General features: G+C 71.4%; 26 protein-coding genes. 12 read left to right on the top strand and 14 right to left on the bottom strand.

Features of this window, described 5'->3' with window-relative positions:
- Window positions 1–5: 5 nt before the first annotated feature.
- Window positions 6–602: an FMN reductase gene (locus tag ACVW2K_RS15465; RefSeq protein ID WP_028638335.1), complete on the bottom strand. Its 597-nt coding sequence runs from the start codon at window positions 600–602 to the stop codon at window positions 6–8.
- Window positions 599–1,723 (bottom strand): LLM class flavin-dependent oxidoreductase, encoded by a 1,125-nt coding sequence (locus ACVW2K_RS15460; RefSeq protein ID WP_457203125.1) that lies wholly within the window; start codon window positions 1,721–1,723, stop codon window positions 599–601. The genes ACVW2K_RS15465 and ACVW2K_RS15460 overlap by 4 nt, the downstream gene beginning before the upstream one ends.
- A gap of 89 nt (window positions 1,724–1,812) precedes the next feature.
- Between ACVW2K_RS15460 and ACVW2K_RS15455 the strand changes: the two genes are divergently transcribed.
- The gene (locus tag ACVW2K_RS15455) at window positions 1,813–2,391 is read left to right on the top strand and encodes a hypothetical protein (protein WP_028638337.1); all 579 of its coding nucleotides are present in this window, start codon (window positions 1,813–1,815) and stop codon (window positions 2,389–2,391) included.
- Here the strand turns inward: ACVW2K_RS15455 and ACVW2K_RS15450 are convergent.
- Both ACVW2K_RS15450 and ACVW2K_RS15445 read right to left on the bottom strand, forming a co-directional pair.
- Window positions 2,369–2,977: a class F sortase gene (locus ACVW2K_RS15450; RefSeq protein ID WP_457203124.1), complete on the bottom strand. Its 609-nt coding sequence runs from the start codon at window positions 2,975–2,977 to the stop codon at window positions 2,369–2,371. The two genes, ACVW2K_RS15455 and ACVW2K_RS15450, sit on opposite strands and share 23 nt — an antisense overlap.
- Window positions 2,970–3,950, bottom strand: coding sequence for a hypothetical protein (locus ACVW2K_RS15445; protein ID WP_457203123.1), 981 nt, complete (start codon window positions 3,948–3,950; stop codon window positions 2,970–2,972). The genes ACVW2K_RS15450 and ACVW2K_RS15445 overlap by 8 nt, the downstream gene beginning before the upstream one ends.
- A 303-nt stretch (window positions 3,951–4,253) precedes the next feature.
- Between ACVW2K_RS15445 and ACVW2K_RS15440 the strand changes: the two genes are divergently transcribed.
- The gene (locus tag ACVW2K_RS15440) at window positions 4,254–5,027 is read left to right on the top strand and encodes a chitosanase (protein ID WP_457203122.1); all 774 of its coding nucleotides are present in this window, start codon (window positions 4,254–4,256) and stop codon (window positions 5,025–5,027) included.
- Window positions 5,028–5,063: 36 nt separating this feature from the next.
- Here the strand turns inward: ACVW2K_RS15440 and ACVW2K_RS15435 are convergent, their stop codons facing one another.
- A complete protein-coding gene (locus ACVW2K_RS15435; RefSeq protein WP_457203121.1) occupies window positions 5,064–5,642 on the bottom strand; it encodes a TetR/AcrR family transcriptional regulator in 579 nt (192 codons plus the stop codon).
- Between the two features lie 137 nt (window positions 5,643–5,779).
- On the opposite strand from ACVW2K_RS15435, the gene ACVW2K_RS15430 reads away from it, so the two are divergent.
- Window positions 5,780–6,577, top strand: coding sequence for an alpha/beta hydrolase (locus tag ACVW2K_RS15430; RefSeq protein WP_457203120.1), 798 nt, complete (start codon window positions 5,780–5,782; stop codon window positions 6,575–6,577).
- Window positions 6,578–6,580: 3 nt separating this feature from the next.
- Window positions 6,581–7,348 (top strand): SDR family NAD(P)-dependent oxidoreductase, encoded by a 768-nt coding sequence (locus tag ACVW2K_RS15425; protein ID WP_028638343.1) that lies wholly within the window; start codon window positions 6,581–6,583, stop codon window positions 7,346–7,348.
- A gap of 3 nt (window positions 7,349–7,351) precedes the next feature.
- Here ACVW2K_RS15425 and ACVW2K_RS15420 read toward each other — a convergent pair whose 3' ends face one another.
- The 4 genes from ACVW2K_RS15420 to ACVW2K_RS15405 all read right to left on the bottom strand — a co-directional run bounded on the left by ACVW2K_RS15420 (window position 7,352) and on the right by ACVW2K_RS15405 (window position 12,748).
- Entirely contained in the window at window positions 7,352–7,615 is a 264-nt protein-coding gene (locus tag ACVW2K_RS15420) for a hypothetical protein (protein WP_028638344.1), read from the bottom strand.
- 254 nt (window positions 7,616–7,869) lie between these two features.
- Window positions 7,870–10,254: a GcvT family protein gene (locus ACVW2K_RS15415; protein WP_457203119.1), complete on the bottom strand. Its 2,385-nt coding sequence runs from the start codon at window positions 10,252–10,254 to the stop codon at window positions 7,870–7,872.
- A complete protein-coding gene (locus ACVW2K_RS15410; RefSeq protein ID WP_457203118.1) occupies window positions 10,247–11,149 on the bottom strand; it encodes a phosphotransferase in 903 nt (300 codons plus the stop codon). Before ACVW2K_RS15410 ends, ACVW2K_RS15415 begins: the two co-directional genes overlap by 8 nt.
- Before the next feature lie 15 nt (window positions 11,150–11,164).
- Window positions 11,165–12,748 (bottom strand): amino acid permease, encoded by a 1,584-nt coding sequence (locus tag ACVW2K_RS15405; protein ID WP_457203117.1) that lies wholly within the window; start codon window positions 12,746–12,748, stop codon window positions 11,165–11,167.
- Window positions 12,749–12,880: 132 nt separating this feature from the next.
- Here ACVW2K_RS15405 and ACVW2K_RS15400 point away from each other — a divergent pair, with 132 nt between their 5' ends.
- The 7 genes from ACVW2K_RS15400 to ACVW2K_RS15370 all read left to right on the top strand — a co-directional run bounded on the left by ACVW2K_RS15400 (window position 12,881) and on the right by ACVW2K_RS15370 (window position 19,607).
- Entirely contained in the window at window positions 12,881–13,621 is a 741-nt protein-coding gene (locus ACVW2K_RS15400; RefSeq protein ID WP_457203116.1) for a FadR/GntR family transcriptional regulator, read from the top strand.
- Window positions 13,622–13,640: 19 nt separating this feature from the next.
- Window positions 13,641–15,020, top strand: coding sequence for a glutamine synthetase family protein (locus ACVW2K_RS15395; protein ID WP_457203115.1), 1,380 nt, complete (start codon window positions 13,641–13,643; stop codon window positions 15,018–15,020).
- Window positions 15,021–16,382, top strand: coding sequence for an aldehyde dehydrogenase family protein (locus ACVW2K_RS15390; protein WP_457203114.1), 1,362 nt, complete (start codon window positions 15,021–15,023; stop codon window positions 16,380–16,382). It abuts the gene before it with no gap.
- 111 nt (window positions 16,383–16,493) lie between these two features.
- Window positions 16,494–17,273: a 3-oxoacyl-ACP reductase gene (locus tag ACVW2K_RS15385; protein WP_457203113.1), complete on the top strand. Its 780-nt coding sequence runs from the start codon at window positions 16,494–16,496 to the stop codon at window positions 17,271–17,273.
- Window positions 17,270–17,983 (top strand): gamma-glutamyl-gamma-aminobutyrate hydrolase family protein, encoded by a 714-nt coding sequence (locus tag ACVW2K_RS15380; RefSeq protein WP_457203112.1) that lies wholly within the window; start codon window positions 17,270–17,272, stop codon window positions 17,981–17,983. The genes ACVW2K_RS15385 and ACVW2K_RS15380 overlap by 4 nt, the downstream gene beginning before the upstream one ends.
- Entirely contained in the window at window positions 17,980–18,645 is a 666-nt protein-coding gene (locus tag ACVW2K_RS15375) for a glycerophosphodiester phosphodiesterase (RefSeq protein WP_051549378.1), read from the top strand. Before ACVW2K_RS15380 ends, ACVW2K_RS15375 begins: the two co-directional genes overlap by 4 nt.
- Window positions 18,642–19,607 carry an alpha/beta hydrolase gene (locus ACVW2K_RS15370; protein ID WP_457203111.1) on the top strand — a complete coding sequence of 322 codons (966 nt, stop codon included), beginning with the start codon at window positions 18,642–18,644 and terminating at the stop codon, window positions 19,605–19,607. Before ACVW2K_RS15375 ends, ACVW2K_RS15370 begins: the two co-directional genes overlap by 4 nt.
- Before the next feature lie 75 nt (window positions 19,608–19,682).
- Here the strand turns inward: ACVW2K_RS15370 and ACVW2K_RS15365 are convergent, their stop codons facing one another.
- Window positions 19,683–20,342 (bottom strand): nitroreductase family protein, encoded by a 660-nt coding sequence (locus ACVW2K_RS15365; protein ID WP_457203110.1) that lies wholly within the window; start codon window positions 20,340–20,342, stop codon window positions 19,683–19,685.
- Window positions 20,343–20,379: 37 nt separating this feature from the next.
- Here ACVW2K_RS15365 and ACVW2K_RS15360 point away from each other — a divergent pair, with 37 nt between their 5' ends.
- Window positions 20,380–20,736, top strand: coding sequence for a DUF4267 domain-containing protein (locus ACVW2K_RS15360; protein WP_197025370.1), 357 nt, complete (start codon window positions 20,380–20,382; stop codon window positions 20,734–20,736).
- A gap of 9 nt (window positions 20,737–20,745) precedes the next feature.
- On the opposite strand, the gene ACVW2K_RS15355 is transcribed toward ACVW2K_RS15360, so the two are convergent.
- From ACVW2K_RS15355 to ACVW2K_RS15340, 4 genes are read right to left on the bottom strand one after another with little or no spacing between them, the layout of a single operon-like run.
- On the bottom strand, window positions 20,746–21,510 hold the full coding sequence (locus tag ACVW2K_RS15355) for a sulfite exporter TauE/SafE family protein (protein ID WP_457203109.1): 765 nt from the start codon (window positions 21,508–21,510) through the stop codon (window positions 20,746–20,748).
- On the bottom strand, window positions 21,507–22,637 hold the full coding sequence (locus tag ACVW2K_RS15350; RefSeq protein ID WP_457203108.1) for an SPFH domain-containing protein: 1,131 nt from the start codon (window positions 22,635–22,637) through the stop codon (window positions 21,507–21,509). Before ACVW2K_RS15350 ends, ACVW2K_RS15355 begins: the two co-directional genes overlap by 4 nt.
- Before the next feature lie 20 nt (window positions 22,638–22,657).
- Window positions 22,658–23,119, bottom strand: a complete 462-nt coding sequence (locus ACVW2K_RS15345) for an NfeD family protein (RefSeq protein WP_457203107.1) — start codon at window positions 23,117–23,119, stop codon at window positions 22,658–22,660.
- A gap of 9 nt (window positions 23,120–23,128) precedes the next feature.
- The gene (locus ACVW2K_RS15340; protein ID WP_028638358.1) at window positions 23,129–23,923 is read right to left on the bottom strand and encodes an ABC transporter ATP-binding protein; all 795 of its coding nucleotides are present in this window, start codon (window positions 23,921–23,923) and stop codon (window positions 23,129–23,131) included.
- Window positions 23,924–23,941: the final 18 nt, after the last annotated feature.

The raw sequence follows: 23,941 nt of genomic DNA, 5'->3' as shown, positions 1-23,941 counted from the left end.
GGTCCTCAGGCCCCGCGGAGCAGGTCCTCGAACGGCGTGGGCTCCGCGAACTCGTCCTCGACGGTGCGGCTGCGCCGGCGCGGCGAGCCGTGCAGCAGCCCGACCAGCTCGCCGGCCGCGCGGTCGATGCGCTCGTCGAGACCGCGGTCGCCGAAGTCCTCGCTCGCGGCGAAGACGCCGGTCGGCACCACGGTCGCCCGCAGGTAGCTGAACAGCGGCCGCAGGGCGTGGTCGAGCACCAGCGAGTGCCGGGCGGTGCCCGCGGTGGCGGCGACCAGGACCGGGGTGCCCTCGAGAGCACTGGGATCCAGCACGTCGAAGAACGACTTGAAGAGCCCGGAATAGCTCGCGGAGAACACCGGCGTGACCACGATGAGCGCGTCCGCCCGGCGTACCGTCTCGAGCGCGTCGGCCAGCTCTCCGGTGGCGAAGCCGGTGAGCAGGTGGTCGGCCAGCGGGTGCGCAAGCGGGCGCAGCTCGATGACGTCTACCTCCACGGGCTCGTGCGCGGCGGCCACCGTGGCGGCCGCCAGCCGGTCGGCGAGCAGCCTGGTCGAGGACGGCACGCTCAGGCCGGCGCTGATCACGGCGATGCGGGTCATACGGATGCTCCTGTCACGTCGTCGACCGCGTGCACGGTCGTGTCGTGCGCGCCGCCCGCGGCCTCGACCAGCGAGGCGTGGGTGGGCGCGTCGGGGATGTGGGCGGGACGGCCCTCGGCGAAGCCCTTGCGCATGTCGGGCAGGATCTCGCCGAGCAGGTCCAGCTGCTCCAGCACGGTCTTCAGCGGCAGGCCCGCGTGGTCGACCAGGAACAGCTGACGCTGGTAGTGGCCGGCGTAGTCGCGGAACGACAGCGTGCGCTCCAGCACCTGCTGCGGCGACCCGACCGTCAGCGGGGTCGCCTCGGTGAAGTCCTCGAGCGACGGGCCGTGGCCGTAGACCGGGGCGTTGTCGAAGTACGGCCGGAACTCGTCCACCGCGTCCTGGCTGTTCCTCCGCATGAAGAACTGCCCACCCAGCCCGACGATCGCCGTGTCGGCGGGGCCGTGGCCGTAGTGCTCGAAGCGACGGCGGTACAGCTCCACCATCTGCTTCGTGTGGCTGGCCGGCCAGAAGATGTGGTTGTGGAAGAAGCCGTCGCCGTAGTACGCCGCCTGCTCGGCGATCTCGGGGCTGCGGATCGAGCCGTGCCACACGAACGGGGCGACGCCGTCCAGGGGCCGCGGCGTCGACGTGTAGCCCTGCAGCGGCGTGCGGAACTTGCCCTCCCAGTTGACGACGTCCTCGTCCCAGAGCCGGCGCAGCAGCGCGTAGTTCTCGATCGCGAGGTTGAGCCCCTGGCGGATGTCCTTGCCGAACCACGGGTAGACCGGGCCGGTGTTGCCGCGCCCCATCATCAGGTCGACCCGGCCGTCGGTCAGGTGCTGGAGCTTCGCGTAATCCTCGGCGATCAGCACCGGGTCCGTGGTCGTGATCAGCGTGGTCGCGGTCGACAGGATGATGTTCTCGGTCTTCGCGCCGACGTAGGCCAGCGTCGCCGTCGGGTTCGAGGCGATGAACGGCGGGTTGTGGTGCTCGCCGGTGGCGAACACGTCGAGCCCGACCTCCTCGGCCTTCTTCGCGATCTCGACGGTCGCCTTGATCCGCTCGTGCTCGGTCGGGGTGCGACCGGTCGTCGGGTCCGGCGTCACGTCACCGACGGTGAAGATGCCGATCTGCATGTCCGCTCACTGTCCTCTGGTGGTAGTTGAATTCCGAAGTATCTACGGAACGACCACGGCCCGCCGGGTATTCCTGCCACCATCCTCGCGTGCGCCGCTGCCCCGCCTGGGTCCCCCTCCTGGTCCTCGCCCTCACGGTGGGCCAGCTCGCCGTCGCCGAGTGGTGGCCCGGGATCGAGCGGTTCGCCGACAAGGCGTTCGGCGCCCGGCTGCTCGCCTATCCCCTGCTGATGCTCGTGGCACCTGCCTGCTGGTGGCTCGCCAACCGGCGCCGCGAACCGCGGCCCACCCCGCCGTACGGCGCGTTCACACTCGTGATGCTGCCGTTCCTGGTCGACGTGACCGGCAACAGCCTCGACCTCTACGACGCGGTCGTCTGGTGGGACGACGCCAACCACTTCGCGAACTGGTTCCTGCTGCTGACCGGGCTCGGGCTGCTGGTGTGCGGGGCCGTCCGACCGCGCTGGGCGGTCGTGCTCGTGGTCTGCGGGCTCGGCGCGATCCTGGCGATCGGCTGGGAGGTCGGTGAGTGGTGGACGTTCATCCGGCACGGCACCGAGCTCGACACGGCGTACGAGGACACGCTCGGCGACGAGGTGCTCGGCACGCTGGGCGCGCTGTGTGCCGCCCTGCTGGTGGCGCGGCTCAGCCGCGCGGCGTCGCGGTGACGACGACGTTGCTCAGGTAGGCCTCGCCGTTCCAGTCCTCGCAGGTGAGGACCACCAGCCGCCCGGGCACGGACTGGCTGAAGAGCCGGCGGGCGTCGTCGGCGATCCGCCCCTTGCGGTAGATGTGCACGCTCTGCACGGCATACCGGAGCGTCCCGTGGTCGGTCCGGACCACGATCGCGTCTCCGCGGCGCAGGTCCTCGAGGTCGTCGAGGGCGCCGCCGCCGGTGTGCACGGTGTGCCCGGCGATCAGCGCACTGCCCCGCCTCCCACCGGGCTCGGCGCCGTCGGCCCACCACCCGAGCGTCGTGGGGTCGCTGGGCGGGATCAGCGTGCGGCCGGGGGCGTGCACGGGCAGCACCGGCGCACTCACCTTCAGCGCCGGGATCTTCACCCGGTCGGGCGCGCCGGGCACCCGCTTCGCCACCTCGGGCCTCGCGGTGGTGCCCGTGAGGGGGGCGGGCTGCGGATCCGACGCGGGGTCCGCGGAGACGGCGCCGGTGGGCTGCGACCACCACACGAAAGCGCCCGCGGCGGCCAGGACCAGCCCGGCCGCCGCGGCGCCTGTGGTTCGAAGGTCAGGCACGGGTCCCGTTGCGGCGCACGAGGCCGGCACCGGCCAGCGTCAGCCCGCCGGCGACGGCCACCAGCGGCCACGGGGAACGCGCCCAGTCCGGCAGGGCCGAGGAGTCCTGGCCCGCGTCGACCGAGGTCGGGACGGCCGCCGTGTCGGCGGACGTGCCGGGGCTCGTCGCGGTCTCGGTGTCCGGAGCCGTCGCGGTGGCGGCCTCGACACCGCGGTCGCCGTTCGCGTGGTGACGGCCGCCGTTGGCGGCGTGGTGCGCGGAGACACCCTGGCCCGCGGCGGTGTCCGCCTCGCACGGGGCGACCCAGAAGACCTTGGTCTTCGTGTCGTTGCCGAGCGAGTACGGCGTCGCCACGGTGAGCTTCACGTGGTAGCCCTGCTTCGGGTGCGGCTCGCCACCACTGAAGCTCAGCGTGTACTGCTGCCGGCCGTCGAGGTCGGTCCCGCCCCCGGCCGGGTCGCCGCCGACGAAGACCTGGTCCGGAGAGGTGCCGCCGATCGTCACGTCGGAGGTCGGGGCCTGAGCGGCGAAGGCGACCGTCGAGACGACGTCCTGGCCCTCGTCGAAGCCGAACCACTCCACGTAGAACGTGCAACCGGGGTGCGGGTTGTTGCTCGGGTGGCCGACCGCGTCGCCGGGGCCGGCGATCTTCACCGTGCCGTTGTTGCCGGGCGGGTTGTGCCCCTCCTGCTGGCCGATGCCGTTCGATCCCCCGCTGCCGTTCCCGTTCCCAACGCCGCTGCCGTTCCCGTGGCCGTGGTCGGCCTGCTGACCCGGCGCGTGGGCATGACCGTAGGCGTGACCGTGGTGCTGGTGCTGCGCGTGCTCGTGCTGCGGACCCTTCGGGTGGTCCTTGGTCTGGCCGAGGTGCTTCCCGTGGTCCGTGTGGTCGGACTTCGGGTCAGCGGCCGCGGCGCCGGCGAGCGCACCGCACGACAGCGTCATCAGCGTCGCCGCGGAAGCGAGCGCCATGCCATGGTGTATCCGAGACTTGCTCATCATTGGTAGCTCCCTGGTCAGGGCCGCCCGTGGCAGCCGTGCAGTCCCCCTGCGCCGGGGTTGTTGCCGGACCTGGAGGGTCCTGAACATCGGTCTAGACCAGAAAGGGATCACGCGTAACCTCACGGCGGTTTCGTCGTACGGCGGTGTTGTGTCGGCCGACGGGTGGACCGGGCACCGACGAGCCGCTCGACGTGACCCCGCACTTCCACGGGTACGGAGCGTGCCGCGAGACCAGGACCCGCGCCGGGCCGGCCTGTGACTAGGGTCGACGGCATGCGGCGTGTCCTCCTCGGGGTCCTGCTCCTGCTGCTGGTCGCGCAGCCGGCGTACTCCGCACCGGCCGGCCTCGACCGGCCGGGGCGCAAGGAGATCGCGATGGAGCTGGTGTCCAGCGCGGAGAACTCCACGCTGAGGTGGCGGCGGCAGTACACCTACCTCGAGGACATCGGGGACGGCCGCGGCTACACCGGCGGGATCATCGGGTTCTGCTCGGGCACCGGTGACCTGCTGGTCGTCGTCCGCAGGTACACGAAGGCGCAGCCGGACAACCCGCTCGCGCGCTTCATCCCGGCACTGCGCCGGGTGAACGGGTCGGACTCGCACCGCGGCCTCGGCCAGCCGTTCGTCCGCGCGTGGCACCGCGCCGCGCACGACGCGGCGTTCCGGCGCGCCCAGGACGCCGAGCGTGACCGTGTCTACTTCGACCCGGCCGTGCGCCGGGCCAGGGCCGACGGGCTGCGCACCTTGGGCCAGTTCATCTACTACGACGCGATGGTGATGCACGGTCCGGGCAGCGACGCGTCGAGCTTCGGCGGGATCCGGCGTGCTGTGCTGCGGGTCGCCCGCACCCCTGCCGAGGGCGGCTCGGAAGGCCGGTACCTGAACGCGTTCCTCGACGCCCGCACGCGGGTGATGGAGCAGGAGGAGGCGCACTCGGACACCTCCCGGATCGACACCGAGCAGCGCCGGTTCCTCCGCGAGCGGAACTTCGGGCTGCGACCGCCGCTCACCTGGCACGTGTACGGCGATCGCTACCACATCGGCTGAGGCAACCGCGGTGGAGGCAGCCGTGCCGGCGGCGGGCTAGCGAGGCTGGGGCAGCCCACCGTCGATCAGGCCGTCCCAGGCACGCAGGAAGTCGTCGGCGAGCCGGTCGTTGCCGTCGAGCGCGCACGAGACGACCGCCCCCGTCCGCACCATCATCAGCTGCTCGGCGGCGGACCTCGGGTCGCGGTGGTCCAGGCGCCGCAGGAGCTCCTCGAGCTGCCCGGTGACCCAGCCCCTGATCTCGCGCGCATGCACACGTGAGGTGTGGGAGCCGGTGAACTCGGCCGAGGCGTTGATGAACGGGCAACCGCGCCGTACGGCGCCGAAGTCGTCGCGGGTGAGCACCTCGGCCAGCTCGGTGAGCGCCCCGCGCGGGTCGTCGGCATGCTGCTCGACGACGCTGGCGACCTGCGCGCGATCAGCGGCGGCCCTGCGATCGAGGTACGCCGCGATCAGGTCGTCCTTGGAGGGGAAGTGCCGGTAGAGCGTGACCCGGGTGACCCGGGACTCCGCGACGATCCGCTGGATGCCGACGGCGTGGATGCCCTCGTCGTAGAACAGCCGGTCGGCGGTCTGCAGGATGCGTTCGCGAGCCGGCAGGTCCGAACCCTTCATCGCCCGTCCACTCCTTCGTCTGTCGCCGTCGGCCCCGACGCTCTTGCCACGGCCGGCGGACCGCCCTACGTTAGCCAGCAGGCAGGTAGAACGATCGGTATACACCCTCCATCCTCCCCCGCGACGAAGGATCCGTCATGGCCGCTGACCACCCCGTCCTGTTCATCCACGGTCTCTGGCTGCACGCCCGGTCCTGGGACGACTGGGTCGAGCTCTTCGCGAAGGCGGGGTACGACGCCTCGGCGCCGGGCTGGCCAGGCGACCCGGAGACGGTCGAGGAGGCGCGCTCGCGGCCCGAGGAGATCGCGGACCACGGCATCGACGACGTGGTCGCGCACTACGCCGACATCATCGTCGGGATGCCGGTGAAGCCGATCCTGGTCGGACATTCGTTCGGTGGCATGATCGCGCAGCGGCTCCTGGGCGAGGACCTGGCGGCCGCGGCGATCGCGATCGACGCCGCCCAGATCAAGGGCGTCCTCCCGCTGCCGCTGTCGGCCCTGAAGGCGACGCTGCCGGTGTTCAAGAACCCGGCCAACAGGCACCGCGCCGTCTCGCTGACCGCCGAGCAGTTCCGGTTCGCGTTCGGCAACGCGATCCCCGAGGAGGAGTCGGACGCGCTCTTCGAGAGGTGGGCGATCCCGGCACCCGGCAAGCCGCTCTTCGAGGCCGCCGCGGCGAACTTCAACCCGCACTCGCCGGCCAAGGTCAACACCGAGAACTCCGGCCGGGGTCCGCTCCTGCTCGTCATGGGCGGCAAGGACCACACCGTGCCCGAGGCCGTCACCAGGTCCACGCTCAAGCAGTACCGGCACAGCGAGGCGGTCACCGACATCCTCGAGCTCGAGGACCGTGCCCACTCGCTGACCATCGACCACGGCTGGCGCGACGTCGCGGACGCCTGCCTGTCGTGGCTCGGCAAGCAGGGACTCTGACCGATGGATCTCGGGCTGGCCGGCCGGACCGCGGTCGTCACTGGCGCGAGCAAGGGCATCGGGCTGGCGATCACCCGCGCGCTGGCCGCAGAGGGAGTCACGGTCGTCGCAGGAGCGCTGCACGGCAGCGAGGAGCTGAGCGCGGTCGCCGGGGCACGTCCGGTCGCGGTCGACCTCACGACGCCGACCGGCCCGGCCGAGCTGGTCGCGGCCGCGGGCGACGCCGTCGACATCCTCGTCAACAACGTCGGGGCGGTGCGGGCGCGACTCGACGGCTTCGTCGCGCTCTCCGACGAGGAATGGGAGTGGTCGCTGACGATCAACTTCCTCGCCGCCGTCCGCACCATGAGGGCGGCGATCCCGCGGATGACCGGGCGGCCGGGGGCGAACATCGTGACGGTCAGCTCCGTCAACGCGTTCCTTCCCGATCCGGGCGTGCTCGACTACAGCGCGGCCAAGGGCGCGCTCAGCAACGTCTGCAAGTCGCTCTCGAAGGAGCTCGGCCCCGGCATCCGGGTCAACACGGTCAGTCCCGGCCCGGTGCGGACCGACCTGTGGCTGGGCAGCTCGGGCGTCGCCGCGACGGTGGGAGGCGCGAGCGGGAGCGATCCCGCCGACGTCGTACGCCGGCAGGAGGCCGCGGCTCCCTCGGGGCGGTTCACGCGACCCGAGGAGGTCGCCGACCTGGTGGTCTACCTGGCGAGCGACCGCGCCGCGAACATCACCGGCAGCGACGTCACGATCGACGGAGGCCTGATCACGACGCTCTGAGGATCATCCCTGTTCGCGACGCTCGTGCAGGCGCTGCTGGGCGGCCGGCAGGAAGGCCAGGCAGGGCGCCTCGGCGCCCGGGTGCTTCTCGACCAGGTGGAACGTCCACCGGTCCATCGCGGCCAGGTAGCCGTTGTCCGCGCCGGCACGATACGTCGACCAGGGCCGCTTGGTCCTGGTGAGGCACGTCGTGCAGGTGATCTTGTAGACGAACTGCCGGTCGCCGTCCAGGTCGATCCTGACCGTCGCCAGCGGACCGGCCTCCACGGAAGCCTTCCGCTCGCGCGCTGATCGGCTCGCCACCATCTCGTACCCCTGTCGTCCTCGGCAGGCGAGCCTACGCGGTGGCCCGTCGACCGGTGCCGCCGCTCGCGTGGCGTCGCCACGGCTTCACCATGGGATCCGGTCGGACCTGCACGTCCCACGGCGAGCACACCATGGCACGTGTCGGTTTCCCCGGAGACCGTGGTGAACCGACAGCAGCGCTGGCGCGACCCCACCCCAACAGCCCCCCAGGGCGGTCATGCCAACGGAGCGCGGAGAGAGCAGCGCACGGGATACCGCTCCCCCGCGACGTCGACCTCGAAACCACCGCCGGCGAGCCAGTCGCCGGTGACCGGACCGTCGTGGCGCAGGTAGGCGAGCCCGACGCTGGAGCCGACGGTCGCGCCCCAGGCTGCGCTGGTGACCTGGCCGGCGGGTACGCCGTCGCGCAGCACCAGCTCACCGCCCCACAGCATCGGCTCGGGTGACCCGACCACGAACGACACCAGCCGGCGGCGAGGGCCGGCCGCGGCCAGCCGATCACGGTGGTCCGACAACGCCGCGCGGCCCAGGAAGTCCTTCGACCCCGACAGCGCGGTCGCGAACACCAGCCCCGTCTCGACCGGCCCGAAATCCGGTGTGAGCTCACGGCCGAAGGCGCGGAAGCCCTTCTCGAGCCGGAGCGACTCGATGGCGTAGTAGCCGGCGTCGGTCGCGTCCAGGGCGTCGTACACGGCGCCGGCGTCACCGACGGGCACCAGGAGCTCCCAGCCCAGCTCGCCGACGTACGTCATCCGGGTGGCGCGCAGGTCGACGCCGGCCACCCGGACGACACGCGACGTGGCGAACGGGAAGCCCTCCTCCGACCAGTCGTCGCCCGACAGCGACGACAGCAGGGCGCGGGACCGTGGGCCCATGACGCCGAGCACGGCGTACCGCTCCGTGACATCGTCAGCCGGTACGCCGTGCCGCGCGAGCCAGTCGAGGTCGCGGATGGTGGTCGCCGAGCTGGAGACGAGGAGGAAGGACGAGGCGCCGGTCCGGGTGACGGTCAGGTCCGCCTCGTACGTCCCGCGCTCGTTGAGGAACGGTGTGTACACGCACTGCCCCACGGGCACGTCGACGTCGGCCGCGCACACCCATTGCAGCCCCTCGAGCGCGGACGGACCCGAGACGACGTACTTCGAGAAGGAGGTCTGGTCGAAGACCGCGACGTCGGTGCGGCAGGCGGCCTGCTCGGCGGCCGACCACGGGAGCCAAGACGGCTTGCCCCACGAGTACTCGAGGACCGGGCCGAAGACGTTGGGGCGCTCCCAGCCCATCCGGGTGCCGAAGAGCGCGCCCGCGCGACCCAGCCGGGAGTGGAGGGGCGAGGTGCGCTGGGGCCGACCGGACTCGAGCTCGCGGTTCGGCCACGGGAGCGCGTAGTGCAGCCCGAGCACCTCCGAGACCCGCGAGCGCAGCCAGCCGTTGTCGCCGTGGAACGGCGCGAACCGGCGTACGTCGACCGCGACCAGGTCGTCCTGTGGCTCACCGGCCACGATCCACTCGGCCAGTGCGCGCCCGGCGCCGCCGGCGGAGGCGATGCCGACCGAGTTGAAGCCGGCGCCGACGAAGTACCCCCGGGGTGACGGGGCCTCGCCCAGGAGGAACTGGTTGTCCGGGGTGAACGACTCCGGCCCGTTGTAGAACTTCCGGACCCCGGTCTCCTCCAGGGCCGGGACCCGCAGCACGGCCTCGTCCATGAGGACCGAGAAGTGGTCCCAGTCCTCCTCGAGGAGCTGGAACTCGAACGGGTACGGCAGGTCGTCGGGTGACCGCCACGGCTTCGCCTCGGGCTCGAAGCCACCCACCACGAGCCCTCCGGTCTCCTCCTTGAAGTACGTCCAGCCGTCGGGGTCGCGCATGATCGGCAGGTCCGGGTGCACACCTGGCACCGCCTCGGTCACGACGTAGAAGTGCTCGGCCGAGTGCAGAGGCACCGTCACGCCGGCCAGATCGCCGAGCGCCTTCGCCCACTGGCCGGCGCAGTTCACGACCACCTCGGCCTCGACGTCGCCCGCGTCGGTGCGCACGCCCGTCACGCGGCCGTCGGCGACCGGGAAGCCCATGACGCGCACCCGCTCGACGACCCGTGCACCGCCGCGCCGCGCGCCGCGCGCCAGCGACTGGGTGAGGTCGGCGGGGTTCACCTTCCCGTCCCCGGGCAGCCAGATGCCGCCGAGCAGGTCGTCCACGCGCATCGGCGGCCACAGCTCCTGGGCACGCTCGGGTGAGACGAGCTCGCAGGGCATGTCGTACGCGACCGCGTTGGCGGCCGTACGCCGCAGCTGCACCATCCGGTCCTCGGTGCGCGCGACGACGAGCCCGCCGACGTTGCGGTAGCCGGTCGCCAGCCCGGTCTCCGCCTCGAGCGAGGCGTACAGCTCCGCGGAGTACTGCACCAGCCGGGTGCCGCTCTCCGAGGCCCGAAGCGGGCCGACCAGCCCGGCTGCGTGCCAGGTTGTCCCGCACGACAGCGTGCCCTGCTCGAGCAGCAGCACGTCGGTCCAGCCGAGCCTGGTGAGGTGGTAGGCGACCGAGGTGCCGATGACACCGCCACCCACCACCACGACGCGGGCACGCGACGGTAGGTCAACCACGGGCGACATCCTCCAGCAGCCGGGGGAACGCCGGGCCTCGGAACGTCTCGACCGCCTTCTCGTAGCGGTCCGTCCCCCAGCCGCGGAAGTCGTACGCGATCGGGCTCGCGGCGGACTGGATGAATCCCCACAGAGACCAGCCGTACTCGCTGCACAGCATCTGCAGCAGCACCCGCGCGAGGTCGGCGCGCGTCGGCGCTCCGAAGTAGTGCGCGACGTACGCCTCGACCTGCTCGGGGGTGAAGCCGCACTCGGTCGCGGTGTTGCCGAGCTCGAAGCACGGGTCGTTGTTGCCGGAGTACTCGTAGTCGATCAGCCACACCTGCCGGCCGTCGTCGATGAAGTTCGCGGCCAGCAGGTCGTTGTTGCACGGCACCGTCGGCCGCGGCGCGACGGCGAGCGCCCGGCGCACGTCCTCCCACGCGGCCGCGTGGTCGTCGTACCCCTCGGGCAGCCAGTAGCCGTTCTCGCGGACCGTGCGCAGGTACGCCGCCTGCCGGGCGAACATGTCGAAGTCACCGGTGAACCGCGGACCGGCGTGCAGCCGCCGGCACGCGTCCGCCGCGCGCGCGAGGACCGGCGGCTCCGAGAACGACGGGTCGCTGAGTGCGTCGCCCTGCAGGTAGGTGATCACGAGCATGGACAGGTCCGGCCGGTACTCGACCACCTCCGCCCCCACGCCCGCGGCCGCCGCGGCCGCGGTGTTGTCCGCCTCGGCGTCCCGGTCGATGCCGAGGAGCGAGGCGTCGCCCTGCGACCACCGGACGACCAGGTCCAGCTCCCCGTCGTCGGTGGTGACGTGGAGGTTGCGGTTGGTCAGCCCGCCCGGGAGGTCCGAGACCCGCCAGGACCGCCCCGCCAGGCAGGCGAGGCGGTCCAGCGGTGGTACCCCCACGTGGTTGGTCGTCGGTCAGTCGTCGAAGGCGTCGACCACGGCCTGGTCGATCGTCTGGACCGGGCCGGTGAACCAGTTCTTCGCCGACACCGACCACCAGATCGCCAGCAGGAGCAGGACGCCGACGGTCATGATCGGCGCATAGTTGACGCTGGCCCAGTCGAACTCGTCGCGCCACGGCGCGCCGGCTGGGACGGTGGGCAGCATCAGCATGATGCCGACGACCAGGATCTCGACGACCGCCACGGGGTTCATCCACTTGTACTTGCTGCCGTTGTTCCAGCCGCCGACCTGGAACTTGTCGCCGTGGCGCCACCGCAGGAAGATCGGGATCGCGAACGAGAAGTACAGGCCGATGACCGACACCGAGACGACGGCGTAGAACGCGGTCGGGATGCCGTTCACGGACTTCAGCGCCGGCAGCGTGATGATGCCTCCGATCACGGCCGCGCAGACGACAGCGTTGACCGGCGTCCTGCGCGCGTTGACCTTGGACCACAGTCGCGAGCCGGGCACGGCGCGGTCCCGGCTGAAGGCGAACATCATCCGCGAGGTCGACGTGAGGCAGGCCGTGGCGCAGAAGAGCTGGGCGGAGGCGGAGATGAACAGCAGCGTCCCGGCCCAATTGGCCCCGAGGGACGCGTCGAAGACGTAGGCGACCCCACCGGCCGGGATGCTGGCGTAGTCGGGCTTCCCGTCGACCTGCGGGATCGCGAAGGTGACCGCGAGCAACAGCAGGTAGCCGCCGATCGCCGAGTAGAAGATCGACCGCCACAGCCCCTGGGCCGCGGCCTTCGCCGCGCCCTGCGTCTCCTCGGACAGGTGGACCGAGGCATCGAAGCCGGTGATCGTGTACTGCGTCAGGATGAAGCCGAACGGAATGATCACGAAGAAGAAGGCCAGCGAGCCGGTCGACCCGCCGTCCCAGCCCGAGCCGTTGAACTTGTCGGTGAAGACCTGGGACACGCTCAGGTGCTGGTCCGGGACGACCAGCAGGACGCCGATCAGGACCGCCGCACCGACGACGTGCCACCACACCGAGATGTTGTTGAGCAGCGCGAGCAGGTGGCTGGAGAAGATGTTGATCAGCGTGATGAGGGCGAGGATCACGACGAAGAACACGAAGATCCGGTTCAGGGAGAACGTGTCGTACCAGCCCCACTCGAGGAAGGTCAGCTCGAAGAACGTGGCGCACCCGTAGGCGACCGAGGCGGTGACCGCGACGAGCCCGATGAGGTTCAGCCAGCCGGTGAAGAAGCCCGCTCGCGCCCCACCGAGCTTGGAGGCCCAGTAGTAGATGCCGCCGGACGTCGGCATCGAGGAGACGAGCTCCGACATCGTGAAGCCGATGATCAGGATGAAGACCGAGATGATCGGCCAGGACCAGGAGATCGAGATCGGTCCACCGTTCGCGATGCCCGCGCCGTACGTCGTCAGACAGCCGGCGAGGATCGAGATGATCGAGAACGAGATCGCGAAGTTCGAGAAGCCGGACCAGGTCCGGGAGAGCTCCTGCTTGTAGCCGAGCTTGGCCAGGTGCTGCTCATCGGCGTTGAGGTGAGGATGGGGAGCCTCGACGGGCTCGTGCGCTTCGGGCATGCGACACACCTTCCGGGGCGATCGTGCGAATGTGAACCGGACGCTAGACCCCGCCCGATTCGGGTGTAAAGACATCCTGATAAAAATGGTATGAACTCAGACCATTGACACGTGCTCCGCACGATCCGAAGGATGACCCCCGTGACCGCTCCCGCCGAGCACCTCCCCGAGGCGGTGCTGCGCCCCGTGCGCGGGCACCACGCCTTCGAGGCGTGCGTGGAGCAGCTCGCCACGGCGATCCGACTGGGGGTCTACCCGCTCGGCACCGCCCTGCCGCCCGAGCGCGAGCTGGCCGCGATCCTGCAGGTCTCCCGGGCCACGCTGCGCGAGGCGATGGCCGCGCTGCGGGAGGCCGGACTGGTCGAGACCACACGTGGCCGCGGCGGCGGCACCGTCGTCACCCTCAAGCCCCGGACACCGTCTGCGAGAGCCGCGGCGCGGATCTCCCCCGAGCGGCGCCGGGACTGGCTCGACGCCCTCGAGTTCCGCCGCGTGGTCGAGCCCGGAGCGGCGTACCTCGCGGCGCGGATCCAGCCCGCCGGCGTACGCCGCGAGCAGCTGGAGCGAGCGCTCGCGGACGTGGATGCCGCTCGCAGGCCGGCCGCGCACCGGCAGGCCGACTCCCGGTTCCACCTGACCGTCGCCTCGCTCGCGGACTCGCCGCGCACGATCGAGGCGGTGACGTCGGTGCAGGCGACGCTGCACGAGATGCTGCTGGCGATCCCGGTGCTCGGCACCAACATCGCCCACTCGGACCGCCAGCACGCGGCGCTGGTGAAGGCGATCCTGGCCGGCGACGCCGACCGGGCCCGCCGCGTGATGGAAGAACACTGCGACGACACGGCCGCGCTGCTGCGCGGCCTCCTCGGATAGACCCCGACCAGGAGCTGGTGTGACCGAACTCCGCAACAACCGCCACCTGACCATCGAGCAGCTGCTCGACCGGATCGGCACCGGCAGGATCGACACGGTCGTCGTCGCGTTCACCGACATGCAGGGCCGGCTGCAGGGCAAGCGCCTGCACGGCCGGTACTTCGCCGACGTCGTCGTCCCGCACGGGACCGAGGGCTGCAACTACCTCCTCGCGGTCGACGTCGAGATGAACACCGTCGACGGCTACGCGATCTCCTCGTGGGAGAAGGGCTACGGCGACATGGAGTTCGTGCTCGACGAGCGCACGATCCGGGTGCTCACCCACCTGCCGGCGACGGCGATGGTGCAGTGCGACCTGGTCTGGCCGCCCGACGAGTCCGGGCAGCACTCCCCCGTGGTCCAGTCGCCGCGCGCGATCCTCCAGCGGCAGCTCGACCGGTGCGCCGAGAACGGCTGGCAGGCGCTCGCCGGGACCGAGCTGGAGTTCATCGCGTTCGACACGTCGTACGAGGAGGCGGGCCTCCGGCACTACCGCGACCTCACCCCGGTCAACCAGTACAACGTGGACTACTCGATCCTCGGCACCTCCCGGGTCGAGCCGCTGCTGCGGGCGATCCGGAACACCATGTACGACGCGGGTCTCGACGTCGAGGGCGCCAAGGGCGAGTGCAACTTCGGCCAGCACGAGATCGGCTTCCTGTACGCCGACGCGCTCACCACCGCCGACAACCACGCGGTCTACAAGACCGTCGCCAAGGAGATCGCCGCCCAGCAGGGCAAGTCGCTCACGTTCATGGCGAAGTACAACCAGCGCGAGGGCAGCTCCTGCCACATCCACCTGTCGCTGCGCGGCGAGGACGGCGACCTGGTGTTCTGGAAGGACGGCGCGCGGACGCCCCTGTACGACCACTTCGTGGCCGGGGTGCTGGCGACCGCGGCCGACTTCACGCTGCTCTACGCGCCGAACATCAACTCCTACAAGCGCTTCGCGGACGGTTCGTTCGCCCCGACCACGATCGCGTGGGGCCTCGACAACCGCACCTGCGCGCTGCGGCTCGTCGGCCACGGCGCCGGCGCCCGGATGGAGAACCGGATCCCCGGCGCCGACGTCAACCCCTACCTCGCGCTCGCCGCGATGCTCGCCGGCGGCCTGCACGGGATCGAGAACGAGCTGCCCCTGGAGCCGGAGCTGGTCGGGAACGCCTATCACTCCGCCAAGCCCAGGGTGCCGCACACGATGGGGGCCGCACGGGAGGCGTTCGTCGCGTCGAAGGCCGCGCGAATGGCCCTGGGCGACGAGGTCGTGGAGCACTACGCGAACATGGCCGCCGTCGAGCTCGCGGCGTACGACGCGGCCGTCACCGACTGGGAGCTGCACCGAGGGTTCGAGAGGCTGTAAGTGACTGCTGAGACCTACACGGTCATCAACCCGGCGACCGCGTCGCCGGTGACCGACGTCCACCTGGCCTCCGTCGCCGAGACGGATGCTGCCATCGAGGCCGCGCACGCGGCGTTCCCCGCGTGGCGGGCGATGCCGCCCGGCGAGCGCGCCACCCTGCTGCGCCGCTTCGCCGCGGTCGTGGACGCGCACGTCGAGGAGCTCGCCGAGCTCGAGGTGCGCAACGCCGGCCACACCTGGGGCAACGCGCGCTGGGAGGCGGGCAACGTCCGCGACTGCCTGAACTACTACTCCGGTGCTCCCGAGCGGCTCTTCGGGCGCCAGATCCCGGTCGCCGGCGGCGTGGACGTGACGTTCCACGAGCCGCTCGGCGTGGTCGGGATCATCGTGCCCTGGAACTTCCCGATGCCGATCGCCGGCTGGGGGTTCGCGCCGGCCCTGGCGGCCGGCAACACCGTCGTCCTCAAGCCGGCCGAGCTGACGCCACTGACGGCGATCCGGCTGGGCGAGCTCGCCCGCGAGGCCGGCCTGCCCGAGCACGTCCTCACCGTGATCCCCGGCAAGGGATCGGTGGTCGGGGAGCGGTTCGTGACGCACGAGCTGGTGCGCAAGGTGTGCTTCACCGGCTCCACCGAGGTGGGCAAGCGGATCATGGCCGGCTGCGCCGAGCAGGTGAAGCGGGTGACGCTCGAGCTCGGCGGGAAGAGCGCGAACATCGTGTTCGCGGACGCCGACATCGCAGCGGCCGCGGCCAGCGCGCCGTACGCCGTCTTCGACAACGCCGGCCAGGACTGCTGCGCCCGCTCGCGCATCCTGGTCGAGCGACCGGCGTACGACGAGTTCATCTCGAAGCTCCAGCCCGCGCTCGCGAGCCTGCGGGTGCTGGACCCGAGCGACGAGTCGTCCGAGATGGGCCCGCTGATCTCGGCACAGCAGAAGGCCACCGTCACCGGCTACCTCGACGGGGCGGAGGTCGCGTTCGCCGGCAGCGTCCCGGGTGGCGACGGCTTCTGGGTGCCGCCCTCGGTCGTGGCCGTGGACGACCCCGCCGCGCGGATCTGGCGCGAGGAGGTGTTCGGCCCGGTGGTGGCGGTGATGCCGTTCGACGACGAGGCCGACGCGGTCGCGAAGGCGAACGACACCGAGTACGGCCTGTCCGGGTCGATCTTCACCAACGACCTCGGCAAGGGTCTCCGGGTCGCCCGCGGCGTCGAGGCCGGCAACCTCAGCGTGAACTCGCACTCGTCGGTCCGCTACTGGACGCCGTTCGGTGGCTACAAGCAGTCCGGTCTCGGCCGGGAGCTCGGTCCGGACGCCCCGATGGCGTTCACCGAGGAGAAGAACGTCTTCATCGCTCACTAGGGGAGTCCGCGGGATCCCCGGTTAACCGGGGATCCCGGCACTTCTCGGGCGTTGCAACACCCCCGAAGTGCCAGAAGAGGCCGGGAAGTACCGAACCAGAGAGGTGCCAACGTGGCAGGGAGAATCCAGGACCGGGTCGCGGTCATCACCGGAGGCTGCTCCGGGATCGGGCTCGCGACGGTCGAGCGGTTCGTGCAGGAGGGCGCGAAGGTCGTCATCGGCGACATCGACGACGAGCGCGGGCACCAGCTCGCCGACCGGCTCGGCGGCGAGTCCGTCGCGACGTACGTGCACGTGGACGTGACGTCGAAGGAGGAGGTCGACGCCCTCTTCCGGACCGCGAAGGACACCTACGGCTCGGTCGACATCGCGTTCAACAACGCCGGGATCAGCCCGCCCGAGGACGACTCGATCCTGGACACGGACCTGGACGCGTGGCGCAAGGTGCAGGAGGTCAACCTGACGTCTGTGTACCTCTGCTGCAAGGCCGCGCTGCCGTACATGCTCGAGCAGGGCAGGGGCTCGATCATCAACACCGCGTCGTTCGTCGCGGTGATGGGGGCGGCCACCTCGCAGATCTCCTACTCCGCCTCGAAGGGCGGCGTGCTGTCGATGACGCGTGAGCTCGGCGTGCAGTTCGCACGTGAAGGCGTCCGCGTCAACGCGCTGTGCCCGGGGCCGGTCAACACGCCGCTGCTCCAGGACCTCTTCGCCAAGGACGCGGAGCGCGCGGCCCGGCGCCTCGTGCACGTGCCGATGGGTCGCTTCGGCGAGCCCGAGGAGATGGCGGCTGCCGTCCTGTTCCTCGCCTCCGACGACTCCTCGTTCATGACCGCCAACACGTTCCTGGTGGACGGCGGCATCTCCGGGGCCTACGTCACGCCGCTGTGAGCACGCCCCTCATCGGTCTCACGACCTACCGGGAACAGGCGGCCTGGGGCGTCTGGGACCAGCGGGCTGACCTGCTCCCGACGCAGTACGCCGCCGCGGTCGAGGCGACCGGCGGCGTACCGGTCCTGCTTCCTCCCGTGGGCCAGCCCGGCGCAGCGGACGCGGTCGTCGCCCGCCTCGACGGCCTGGTGATCAGCGGGGGTGCCGACGTGGACCCCGGCCGGTACGGCGAGGACGCGCACCCGAGGACGGCGAGCTGGCGCGCCGACCGCGACGCGTGGGAGTCGGCGCTGCTCGGCGCCGCCGGCGCCGCGGGGCTGCCGGTGCTCGGCGTCTGCCGCGGCATGCAGGTGATGGCCGTGCACGCGGGCGGCGTGCTGGACCAGCACGTGCCCGACCTCGTCGACCACGAGCAGCACTCCCCCGGCGGCGACGAGTTCGGCGCGATCACCGTGTCGACCGTCGCGGGCACCCGGCTGGCCGGCCTCGTGGGCGAGCGGCTGTCGGTGAACTGCCATCACCACCAGTCGGTGCGGAGCCACCCGGGGTTCGACGCCGTCGCCCACGCCGCGGATGGCACGCTGGAGGCCATGGAGGCACCCGGCCCGCGGTTCTGCGTCGGCGTCCAGTGGCACCCCGAGACCGCCGCGGACGTCGGCCTGCTGGCCGGGCTGGTCCGCGCGGCGGCGGCGTACGCGACCGGTCGATGACGCTCGTCAGCGCGCACCGCTGCCTCACGAGCGCGGACATCGAGGCCGCGATCGCACTGGGCGCGGACTACGTCGAGATCGACGTGCAGCGCACCGCGGACGGAGCGCTCGTGCTCCACCACGACCCGGTCGACGTGGCGCCGCCCGACGTGCTCCGGTACGCCGACGCGCTCGATCTGATCGCCGGCCGCAGCCGGGTGCACCTCGACCTGAAGTTCCGCGGCGACGAGGTCGCGGCCGTGGCGCTGGCCGTGGACCGGCTGGGCACGGACCGGATGCTGGTGACCACCGGCCACGACGACGGGGTGCGCGCCGTCCGCGACTGGTCGGACGCCCACGGGCACCACCTGATGGTGGGCCTGTCGCTGGGTCGCGGCGTGCCGGGGTTCGCGCTCTGGCAGATGGCGAAGGTGCGCGCCTCCGAGCTCTGGCCGGGGGTCCGCTACCGGCACTCGCGGGCGAACATCGTCGTCGCCCACCACTGGCTGGCCCGGCTGCGGGTGCGCCGGTTCGCCCGTCGGCACGGCCTGCCGCTGCTGGTCTGGACGGTCGACACACCGCGCTCCCTGGCGTACTGGATGCGCCCCGGCCGCGCCTGGTTGGTGACGTCCAACGAGCCGGCGGTGGCGCTCCGGCTCCGGGCTGACAGAATTTCGCCATGACCCGTGGAGCGTTCGACGAGCTCGTGCCCGACGTCCTGGGCGAGCCGTACCTGGCCGAGACCATCAGCCTCCCGCCCGACGAGGAGGGACCGGTCGTCGTCACGCTCGTCGTACGCCGGCCGCCGGAGCCCACCGGGCGGGCGGTCCTGCACGTGCACGGGTTCTGCGACTACTTCTTCCAGACCGACTACGCGGAGTGGTGGAACGAGCGCGGCTACGACTTCTACGCGGTCGACCTGCGCAAGTACGGCCGCTCCCTGCGTCCCCACCAGACGCCGAACTTCGTCACCGACCTGCGCCAGCACTTCCCCGACCTGGACGCGGCGTTCCAGCGGGTGGTCGAGCGCGACGGCCACGACCACGTCGTGATCAGCGCACACTCGACCGGCGGCCTGATCGCCGCGCTGTGGGCCGACGAACGCCGGCCCGCCATCGCTGGCATGGCGCTCAACTCGCCGTGGCTGGACATGCAGGGCGGCGCGATGATCCGCGGGATCGGGACCACGGTGATCAAGCAGGTCGGTGCGCGGCAGCCGAAGCGGGTGATCCCGCGCACGGTCGGCGGTCACTACGGCCGGAGCCTGCACGTCGACCACGACGGCGAGTGGATGTTCAACACCGACTGGAAGCCGCTCGACTCGTTCCCGGTCACGTTCGGCTGGCTGCGGGCGATCCGGCTCGGCCACCACGAGCTGCAGACCGGGCTCGACGTCGGCTGCCCCGTGCTGGTGCTCTCCTCCGCCGGCACCCGCTGGCCCCGGGAGATGGGCGATGACGCCCACGGCTACGACATCGTGCTCGAGGTCCCGCAGATCCGGCAGTGGGCGACCGCGATCGGCAGCCACGTCACGTACGTCGCCATCGAGGGCGCTCGTCACGACGTGGTGCTGTCGCGGGCCGAGCCGCGCGCCACGGCGTACGCCGAGCTGGGCACCTGGCTGTCGTCGTACGTCGCCGGCTGACCGGATCGGCCGGGGCCTGCCTCCCGGCGCCGTCGGCGGCTCGCCCACCGCCCGCGCGGTGACAGGACCCCGGGGTCAGAGCGGTGCGCCGTCGAACCGCTCCCGCGTGGCCAGCTCCTCCACGGGGACCCGGCGGAGCTTCGTGAGCTGGCGGACGGGCTTGCCGATCGGCACGACCGCCGCGACGGCGTACTGGTCGGGCAGCCCGAGCAGCTCCTTCACCGCCGGCTCCTGGGCGACCGCCATCGTGGTGATGGTGCCGCCGAATCCCTCGTTGCGCGCCGCGAGCAGGGTGTTCCAGACCAGCGGGTAGACCGAGGCCCCGCTGATCAGGCCGATCCGGTCGAGGTGCTGGTCCAACGCGGCGACGACGCCGAGGTCGACCACGAAGACCAGGACGGCGGCCGCAGTCAGCACCGGCTTCGTGAACGACTCCGGCACCTCGGTCGCCTCGATCTCGGCCTCGGAAGCGGCCGGCGCCTCGAGGGGGTTCCACGGGCTCTGGCCCGCCTTGATCTGGGCCACGTAGCGGCGTACGCCGGGCTTGTTCAGCTCGGCCAGCCGCTCGCGGGTGGCGGGGTCGCGGACCACGATCACCCGGGTGCCCTGGCGGTTGCCGCCGCTGGGTGCGAACCGGGCGTTGTCGAGGATCCTGCGCAGCGTCTCGTCTGGCAGCGGGTCCGCCGTGAACTCGCGTACGGCCGGGGTGGTGCGCATGACGTCGTACAGGTCCATGACCCGAGCCTGTCACGAGGCCGCTAGCGTGCACACCATGAACCCTGTGATCGGACTGTCCCTCGGCCGGATCGCGGTCGGTGCCGTGGCGGTGGCGGACCCGGAGCGTGCCGCCCGCCTCTTCCAGCTCGACCCGGTGTCGAACCCGCAGCTCCCCTACGTCACGCGGCTGTTCGGCGTCCGCGAGGTCGCGCTCGGCCTCGCGACGCTGATGAGCAGCGGCCGGACCCGCAAGGGCATGATCGGCCTCGGCATCGTGGTCGACGCGGCCGACGGGGCGACCGGCTACCTCGCGATGCAGGACGGCACGGTCTCGCGGAAGACCGCGATGACGCTGATGGGTCCCGCGGTCGGTGCCGTGGGCTCGGGTCTCCTCGCGCTCGTCAAGCGCTGATCCACCGGGTCAGGTCAGCAGGAACACCGACAGCGCAACCACGCCGACCACGACGATCACCACGCGCAGCACGGCGCTCGGCAGTCGGCGGCCTACGGTCGCGCCGAGCTGGCCGCCGATCACCGAGCCGATGCCGATGATCAGCACGACCCACCAGTCGACGGGCGCGACGATCGCGAAGATCAGCCCGGCGACGGCGTTCACGAGCGCGGCGAGCACGTTCTTCACGCCGTTGAGGCGCTGGAGCGTCTCGTTGATGCCGATGCCCATCACGGCCATCAGCAGCACGCCCTGCGCCGCGCCGAAGTAGCCGCCGTACACGCCGGTCACGAACACGGCCGGCCACACCCACCACGTGCCGTGGTACGGCAGGCCGCCGATGCCCTCGTGGCGGCGGGCGACCCAGGCGGAGATCCGCGGCTGGAACACCACGAGCACGAGGCCGAGCAGGATCAGCACCGGCACGATCGCCGTGAACGCGCCTTCCGGCAGCACCAGCAGCAGGGCCGCGCCCGCCGTACCGCCGAGCAACGAGGCCCCGCTGAGCCGGAGCACGCGAGGGCGCTGGCCGTCGAGCTCGCGGCGGTAGCCGATCGCGCCCGACACGGATCCGGGCACCAGGCCGATCGTGTTCGAGACGTTGGCAGTGACGGGCGGGACACCGAACGCCAGCAGGGTCGGGAACGTGATCAGCGTTCCCGACCCCACCACGGTGTTGATCGTCCCGGCCGCGACCCCGGCGAGCAGGATCGCGACGACCTCGAACGGCGTCACTGGGCGGGCGGCACCTCACCCGGGTTGACGGCCGGGTCGGTCTCGGCCGCCTCCGCGGCAGCGGCGCCCCTGCCCGGGTGGGCGGCACTGGCCGCCTCGGCGATCGCCGCCTCGACCGCCGCGTTGGTCTTGCTGAGCTCCGAGTCGGAGCGCGGCTCCTGGGGCTCGCTCGGACCCATGTCGACCCGCTTGAGCGGACCCTCGACCTTCTGCGGGATGCCCTGGAGGTTCGTCATCGTCGACCCGAGTCCCTCGAGCGCCTTGCCGATCTCGCTCGGGACGATCCAGACCTTGTTCGCGTCGCCGTCGGCGATCTTCGGCAACATCTGGAGGTACTGGTAGGCCAGCAGCGACTGGTCCGGCTGTCCGTCGTGGATCGCCTGGAACACCGTCTGGATCGCCTGTCCCTCACCCTGGGCGCGCAGGATCTGCGACTCCCGGTCGGCCTGGGCGCGCAGGATCTGCGACTCGCGGTCACCCTCGGCGTTCAGGATCGCGGCCTGCTTCGAGCCCTCGGCGGTGAGGATCGCGGCCTGCCGCGAGCCCTCGGCGGTCAGGATCACCGCGCGCTTCTCCCGGTCCGCTCGCATCTGCTTCTCCATGGAGTCCTTGATCGACGGCGGCGGGTCGATGCCCTTGAGCTCGACCCGGTTGACCCGGATGCCCCACTTGCCGGTCGCCTCGTCGAGCACGCCGCGCAGGCCGGAGTTGATCTGGTCGCGGCTGGTCAGCGTCTCCTCGAGATCCATGCCGCCGACGATGTTGCGCAGCGTGGTCATCGTGAGCTGCTCGATCGCCTGGATGTAGTTGGCGATCTCGTACGTCGCCGCGATCGGGTCGGTGACCTGGAAGTAGATGACGGTGTCGATCGAGACCACGAGGTTGTCCTCGGTGATCACCGGCTGCGGCGGGAAGCTCACCACCTGCTCGCGCAGGTCGATCAGGTAGCGGACCCTGTCGACGAACGGCACCACGATGTTGAGGCCGGCGGGCAGTGTCTTCAGGTACTTGCCGAAGCGCTCGACGACGCCGGCGCGGGCCTGCGGGATGATCCGCACGGTCTTCGCCAGCAGCACCACCACGAAGAGCAGCAGCAGTGCGAGCAGGATCAGGATGACGAGCGGCACGGAAATCTCCTATCGGTCGGTCATTCGCCGAGCTCGGCGACCGGGTGTACGTACGCCGTGGCGCCACGGATCTCGAAGACCTCCACGGTCGCGCCCGGTTCGATCGTCAGGTGCTCGTCGTACGGCGCCGCCGACCAGGTCTCGCCGCCCAGCTTGATCTGGCCGATGGCCAGGCCGGTGATGCGCGAGGTCACGACCGCCCGCTGCCCGACCAGCTTGCTGTGGCCGAGCTGGAGGTCCGGCCCCTGGTGCAGCCTGGCGACCAGGTTGGGGCGGACCAGCGCCAGCATCGCGATCGAGGCGAGGCCCGCCACGAGGATCTGGGCGATCACGGCGGCGCCCAGCACGGCCGTCACCGCACCCGCCAGTGCACCCACGGCGAGCATGATCAGCACCAAGTCGAGGCTGACCAGCTCGGCCGCACCGAGGACGGCGGCGACCCCGAGCCAGGCGGCCCAGGCGTTCTCGCTCAGCCAGTCCATGACCCGAGCCTATCTGTGCCGGGTACGACGACGCGCGCTCCAGCGTCCTTCCTCGTGCGACAGCACGAGCGGCATCCCGAAGGTCGTCGCGAGGTTGTGCTCGGTGACGACGTCCGCGATCGGCCCCGCGGCGACCACCCGGCCGCCGCGCAGCAGCAGGGCGTGCGTGAAGCCCGGCGGGATCTCCTCCACGTGGTGCGAGACCAGCACCGTCGCCGGCGACCCCGGGTCCGCGGCCAGGACGGACAGCGTGGAGACCAGATCCTCGCGCCCGCCGAGGTCGAGCCCGGCGGCCGGCTCGTCGAGCAGCAGCAGCTCCGGGTCGGCCATCAGGGCGCGGGCGATCTGCACCCGCTTGCGCTCCCCCTCGCTGAGCGTCCCGAAGGTGCGGTCCACCAGGTGCACCGCGCCCACCTCGGTGAGCAGCTGGCTCGCACGCTCGTGGTCGAGCTCGTCGTACGCCTCCCGCCAGCGACCGACCACGCCGTACGACGCGGACACCACGACGTCGTGGACGCGCTCCGAGCGCGGGATCCGCTCGCCGAGCGCCGCGCTCGTCAGCCCGATCCGCGGCCGCAGCTCGAACACGTCGACGGTCCCGAGCACCTCGTCGAGGATCCCGGCGACCCCCGCGGTCGGGTGGATCTGGGCGGACGCCACCTGGAGGAGCGTCGTCTTGCCGGCGCCGTTCGGCCCGAGGATCACCCACCGGTCCTTCTCCTCGACCCGCCAGGAGACGCCGTCGAGCAGGGTGGCCTGCCCGCGCCGGATGGTCACCTCGGCGAAGTCGAGCACGGCGGTCATGTGGATCACCCTATCGAC

The sequence above is a fragment of the Nocardioides sp. HB32 genome (assembly GCF_054058995.1).
Note: the sequence above shows the minus strand (reverse complement) of the source record. Positions and strands in the feature narration are given on the sequence as shown.